The organism is Streptococcus thoraltensis DSM 12221, assembly GCF_000380145.1.
Classification (GTDB): domain Bacteria; phylum Bacillota; class Bacilli; order Lactobacillales; family Streptococcaceae; genus Streptococcus; species Streptococcus thoraltensis.
In genome coordinates this window covers 22816-28924 of sequence record NZ_KB904599.1, presented here as the reverse complement: position 1 = coordinate 28924, position 6109 = coordinate 22816, and the positions used below count along the sequence as shown (strand labels likewise).

Annotated in this window: 4 protein-coding genes and 1 pseudogene; 2 read left to right on the top strand and 3 right to left on the bottom strand. The window is 41.2% G+C overall.

Annotation, left to right across the window (positions count from 1 at the left end):
* A pseudogene (locus A3IA_RS0106285) lies at positions 1 to 214 on the top strand (IS30 family transposase); the annotation flags it as partial.
* A gap of 163 nt (positions 215 to 377) precedes the next feature.
* Here the strand turns inward: A3IA_RS0106285 and recA are convergent.
* Positions 378 to 1520 (bottom strand): recombinase RecA, encoded by a 1143-nt coding sequence (recA, locus tag A3IA_RS0106280; protein ID WP_018380472.1) that lies wholly within the window; start codon positions 1518 to 1520, stop codon positions 378 to 380.
* Positions 1521 to 1667: 147 nt separating this feature from the next.
* Complete coding sequence (locus A3IA_RS0106275; protein WP_018380471.1) at positions 1668 to 2924, bottom strand: competence/damage-inducible protein A; 1257 nt, start codon at positions 2922 to 2924, stop codon at positions 1668 to 1670.
* A gap of 143 nt (positions 2925 to 3067) precedes the next feature.
* On the opposite strand from A3IA_RS0106275, the gene A3IA_RS0106270 reads away from it, so the two are divergent.
* Positions 3068 to 4990: an ABC transporter ATP-binding protein/permease gene (locus A3IA_RS0106270; RefSeq protein ID WP_018380470.1), complete on the top strand. Its 1923-nt coding sequence runs from the start codon at positions 3068 to 3070 to the stop codon at positions 4988 to 4990.
* A 466-nt stretch (positions 4991 to 5456) separates the two neighbouring features.
* Here A3IA_RS0106270 and A3IA_RS0106265 read toward each other — a convergent pair whose 3' ends face one another.
* Positions 5457 to 6008: a DNA-3-methyladenine glycosylase I gene (locus A3IA_RS0106265; protein WP_018380469.1), complete on the bottom strand. Its 552-nt coding sequence runs from the start codon at positions 6006 to 6008 to the stop codon at positions 5457 to 5459.
* Positions 6009 to 6109: the final 101 nt, after the last annotated feature.

The following is a 6109-nucleotide window of genomic DNA, read 5'->3' as shown; positions in this document are numbered from 1 at the left end:
TTTTGACCCTGAGCAAATTTACTATGCCCACCCTTATGCCTCTTGGGAGAGAGGGACCAATGAGAACCATAATCGTTTGATTCGACGTTGGTTACCAAAGGGAAGTAAAAATGCGACCCAAAAACAGGTCACATTCATTGAAAATTGGATCAATAACTATCCTAAGAAAGTATTAGATTACAAAACTCCCAGAGAGGTGTTATACGCTGGCTAACTTGGACTTGAATTTTGCCACTTTTTCTTAAACTCAAAAGAATCCAAGGTTACTCTTGAATTCTTTTCAATATTTATAAACCAATAGAGCAATCAAGAAGTTCCAGCTTTATGCTGTTTACTTCTTTTTTAGTCGGCGAGCTAAAAATATCCACCGAACGCTTCTACTCCTCAATTTCAATGCCGCTATCGAGGTCTAATACGAGTTCGTCTGTTTCTGATGCTTGAATCTCTTCAGCCGATGCTTCTTCACTTTCTGGTGCGTCAATCATACCAAAATGCACGCGCACTTTCTGGTCGATTTCATCAAAGACAGCTGGATTTTCTGCCAAGAATTTCTTAGCATTTTCAGAACCCTGACCAATCTTTGTGCCATTGTAAGAGAACCATGCACCAGCCTTTTGGATAATATCTAAATCACTAGCAATCTTGACTAATTCACCCGTACGAGAAATCCCTTCGCCGTACATAATTTCTACGAAAGCTTCTTTGAACGGTGGTGCAACCTTGTTTTTAACAACCTTAATTTTAGTTTCCTTACCAACATTTTGGTCTTTCTTGTCACCCGTTCCCTTAATTTGAGTATTACCACGAACATCCAAACGAACAGATGAGTAGAATTTAAGGGCACGTCCGCCAGGTGTTGTTTCAGGGTTACCAAACATCACTCCAACTTTTTCACGTAATTGGTTAATAAAAATAGCGATTGTTTTAGTCTTGTTAATTGACGCTGACAATTTACGCATAGCCTGACTCATCATACGCGCTTGCAAACCAACGTGGCTATCACCAATATCACCATCGATTTCAGCACGAGGGACAAGAGCAGCAACCGAGTCGACAACCACTAAGTCAACCGCACCTGAGTCGATCAATTTACCAGCGATTTCAAGACCTTGCTCCCCTGAATCTGGTTGAGACAAGAGAAGCTCGTCAATATTAACACCAAGAGCTTGAGCGTAAGCTGGGTCCAAGGCATGCTCGGCATCGATGAAGGCAGCAATCCCACCTTCTTTTTGCGCTTGAGCAACGGCATGGAGCGCAACCGTTGTTTTACCAGAACTCTCAGGTCCGTAGATTTCAATGATGCGCCCTTTAGGGTAACCACCTGCACCAAGTGCAATATCAAGCGCCAACGAACCTGAGCTCATGACTTGAACTTTTTGCTCGGCGCGTTCACCAAGCTTCATGATAGCTCCCTTACCGAAGTCCTTTTCGATATTTTTAAGAGCATCATCAAGCGCCTTTTGACGCTCGTCACCAAATTTTTTAGAAATATCATCTAATTTTTTTTGTTTTTTAGCCAAAATAGTCTCCTATATTCTTAAATAAAACTAACTGTCACCAAATATCACAGTTAGTCATACAATGGTGTTACCCTGTTATTTCCACAAGTTATCCACAGAAATACCAAAGTATCAGCCTTCTTATTATACCAAATTAAGTGAATATAATCATGCAAGCAATGCTTGTCGAACCATATTTAGAGCATGCAAAACTGCAATATAACGAATATCTGAACGACTACGGCCACCGATATGAACTTTTTTGACAGCCACACCTGCTTCACTAGCCAGTCCAATAAAGACTGTACCGACTGGTTGACCTTCAAGCTCATCAGGACCCGCCACTCCAGTTAGAGAAATCGCAAAATCTGCTCCAACCTTCTCACGCGCAGCCTCAGCCATGGCTTTAGCAGTAAAATCACTAACAACACCATGCCTCTTTAAATCCGTCTCTGATATGCCCAAGATGGAAGCTTTTTGTCCCAAACTATAGGTCACAAAACCGCCAGCAAAAATCGAAGACGCCCCATGAAATTCAGCAATAGTCGACTGAAAAAGCCCTGCCGTCAAACTTTCTGCTGCCGTAATGGACTTTCCAGAATCCTTCAACAAATCCACCGTCACTTGGGCTAAGGAATTGCCTTCACCATAACCATACAAATGATTTCTTAGCGGTAAATCATCCAAACCCTGTGTCGCTAAGATTTGCGCCTCTAGTGCATCCAACTTAGTGTCGGCAGACTGCTGGTCTTTAGCCTTGGTTGATAAACGCAAGGTCACTTCACCAACTTTAGCATAGGGAGCAAGAGTCGGGTCTGTTTGCTGGTCAATTAAATCTGCTAAGACCGTCACCAACTGGCTCTCACCAATACCAAAGAAACGAAGTACACGAGAGTAAAGCTGCTCACCGCTGGTTGATAAGAGTGGCACCAAACCATCTTGCACCATAGGTTTCAACTCACTTGGGGGACCAGGTAAGACAACATAAGTCACACCATCAACACTCAACACACCACCAACAGCAAGACCTGTAATGTTTTGAATGGGGGTTGACCCTTCAACCATCTGAGCTTGACGTTCGTTATTAGGAGTACGGCTGTATTTAGGACGTGACGCGAAGAACTGATTTAATTTGTGATTGGCTGTCTCATCAAAAACCAAGTCTCTCTTCAAATACTTAGCCAGGGTTTGCTTGGTTAAATCATCCTCTGTCGGTCCCAAGCCACCACATAGGATAATCAAATCACTGCGTTTACTTGCCAAATCAATGACTGATAACAGTCTTTCTTCATTATCTCCAACAGCTGTTTGGTAGTAAACATCTATCCCAATTTCTGCCATTTTTTCTGACAAATATTGGGCGTTGGTGTTAACGATTTGTCCGGTTAAGATTTCTGTTCCGACTGCAATTAATTCTGCTTTCATTTACCCACCTACTTTACTATTCGAAAACTTGCTTACATTTTAGCACAAATTCTAAAAAATTATTTTTTTCACGCTGGATTACTGAATTTTTCTGAAAATTAGGATACACTACTAGACAGTTTAGAAATCATTTGGGAGAAAATATGTCTATTTTAGAATTGCAAAATATCCACAAATCTTACTATTTAGGAAAAGAAGAATTTCCCGTCCTTAAAGGTATTGACCTAAGCTTTGAACAAGGAGACTTTGTTTCCATTCTTGGCGAATCAGGTGGCGGTAAATCTACTCTCATGAATATCATCGGCGGCTTGGATCGTGCCTATGATGGTGACGTGATTGTCAATGGGCAACGTCAAAAAGATAAAAAAGAAAAGTCTATGGACAACTATCGTCGTGATACCATTGGTTTTATCTTTCAATCTTTTAATCTTGTCAATTACCTCAGTGTCTTAGGCAATGTCATGACCAGTCTTCAGATGACCAAGTTAAGCCATAAAGAACAGGTTAAAAGGGCAGAAAATCTCCTCAAGCAGGTTGGGCTTTATGAACACCGCAGAAAAAAGCCCACTCAACTCTCTGGTGGGCAAAAACAGCGTGTTGCTATCGCACGTGCTTTAGCCAGTGACCCTGACATCATCATTGCCGACGAACCAACTGGAGCTCTGGATAGCCAAAACACCAAGGAAGTTCTCGACTTGCTGCAAAAGATTGCCAAAAGTGGCAAAACCGTTATCGTCGTGACTCACTCACAAGAGGTTGCTGATGCTGGATCACGTATTATCCGTCTAGCTGATGGTCGTGTGATAGGGGATGAGCGCCTTCGCCTACCTTTCAGCCAAGCTGCCCGCCCTAAGGATTTTGAAGCTCGTCCACTCAAGACTATAGATATTTGGAAAATGGCTTTCGCCCACTTTCGAAATGCTTGGAAGCAAAACCTTATGATTACTATTGGTACAGCTATCGGTCTCTTTTCGGTCATGTTTTTCTTAGGCCTAGGCAATGGTGCTACCAACTACATGAACGACTTCATTGATGGGATTGCTAACCCCAAAGCTTTCCAAGTCTTCAAACCTAATCAATCCAGCATGAGTGATCAAGACGCTTCTGACATCGCTAAAATCAAGCACATCACCAAAGTGGAAAAAGGCTACATGTCACCTGCCTTTCAAGTAGCTCTCAAAGGCCAAGAGGCCAATCCTAAACCTCAGTCTAGTCAAACAGAACAGGATAGACCAGATAACCTCATCACTAAAAATGCAACCCTATTAGCTGATAGCATCTCTAATAAGAAGTATCCTAAAACTGGGCAAATCGTCCTATCTGAAACACAAGCCAAAGCCCTTGTCGGCAAGAAATTTGAAAAAATTGTTGGTAAAACAGTCACTCTAACCCTTCCATTAGGAAAAGAACAAGGAATCACAAAAGACTTGATTGTCTCAGGAACCAGCGCTAGCTATACCATGGTAAACTTCAAAGACCTACAAGACACAGCCTCTGCAGAAAAAATCAATATAGAACCTAATTTTATAACAGCCTCTGTCGATGATTTGAACAACACCAAGGCTGCTCAAAAGGCCGTTCGCAAGCTTAAAATCAATGAGCAAGGTCGTTTCCGTGTGGCAAGTATTGGTGATATTTTAGATAGTATTGTTCAGGTTACCTACATCGTCAGTGTTGTGCTAGCTCTGATTGCAGGGATTTCACTCCTAGTAAGCATTCTCATGATTGTTGCAACCACCTATATGAGTGTCTCCGAACGAACTAAGGAAATCGGTATTCTTCGAGCCATGGGAGCTCGTCGTAAAGATATTCGTCACCTCTTTGTCAACGAAAGTTTACTGTTAGGTATTTCAGCTAATATCCTAGCCATCATCACAGCCTTTCTAGCACAAATTGCCGTTAACAAGTTGGTCTATGATACTATCGAATTTGACATTATTCAAATTTCACTGACGTCAATCTTGATTGCTGTCATTATTGGTATCTTGATTGCCCTGATTGCCAGCATCGCACCAGCAAGTAAAGCTGCGCGCCTCAACCCGATTGAAGCCTTAGCAGCAGAATAAACAAATACAGACTTAAAACGTAAACAGCCTTCTGAAAATATGATAGTTCAAAAAATCTTGCAGGGAGATGGAAAATATAGTCTTTTGAATTAGTACTCAATGAAAATCAAAAGCAGACTAGACGACACAGATAGCAGATAGAACTGTCTTCATCAAATCAAGTCAACAAGGTCTGCTTTTGATTTTCGAAGAGTATAACTTTGATACATCGTCATTTTCGACTTGCCCTACTCCAGTATTGGCCACATCTCAGTCCCTTGTCTAATTGTTAATTCATTTAACTACAATTAAACTTTTAGAAACGCTGTTATATCAACATTTTTGAGAATGTTTTGTTTTTAGCTACAAAAAAGATTGGAGATAAATGTCCAAAATGGAACTTATCTCCAATCTGAATCAGACTTTCATGGGAAAGTCTGATTTTTTGATAGATTGACAATTTTGTCAAGATGTTGTCAACTAAGTATTATTTAAACTCGCAGTCATTTTCATGATCATTAACCAATCCAGCTGCCTGTAAGAAGGATTGAACGGCAACGGGGCCGACAAATTTAAAACCGGCTTTTTTGAGTGCCCTGGACACCGTTTCTGATAGCTCTGTTTTGGCTGGAACTTGGCGGTAGTCTGCTACATCATGTATTTCAGTTTTACCATTGACAAAAGACCAGATGTAGCAGTCAAAAGATCCATACTCTTTTTGAATCGCCAAAAAGGCTTGCGCATTGGACCTGGTCGCATACAGTTTCAAGCGATGACGAATAATGGCAGGATTATCTAAAAGTTTATCCAACTCGTCATCTGTCATCATTGCTACTTTATCAACATCATAATGATAGAAAGCCTCACGAAAGGCTTGGCGCTTATTAAGAACAGTCTCCCATGACAAACCAGCCTGATAAGTTTCCATGCACAATAGCTCAAACAGAGCTTGTTCCTTATGGAGTGGCTTACCCCACTCCTCATCATGGTAAGCAATATAAAGTGGGTTGGATTCCTTGACCCAAGAACAGCGTTTCATGTGAAACCTCCTGCATTTTTTTCTGTCTCTGTCTAAGTATATAAAGATACTGGATAAAGCAACTGCTAAGTACCCAATGAATACAAAACAGCATTCACATC

Bases quoted from the DNA above. Each gene is read 5' to 3' on its own strand.
- A3IA_RS0106270 (WP_018380470.1), top strand. From the start codon at position 3,068: ATGTCTATTTTAGAATTGCAAAATATCCACAAATCTTACTATTTAGGA.
- A3IA_RS0106265 (WP_018380469.1), bottom strand. From the start codon at position 6,008: ATGAAACGCTGTTCTTGGGTCAAGGAATCCAACCCACTTTATATTGCT.
- A3IA_RS0106275 (WP_018380471.1), bottom strand. From the start codon at position 2,924: ATGAAAGCAGAATTAATTGCAGTCGGAACAGAAATCTTAACCGGACAA.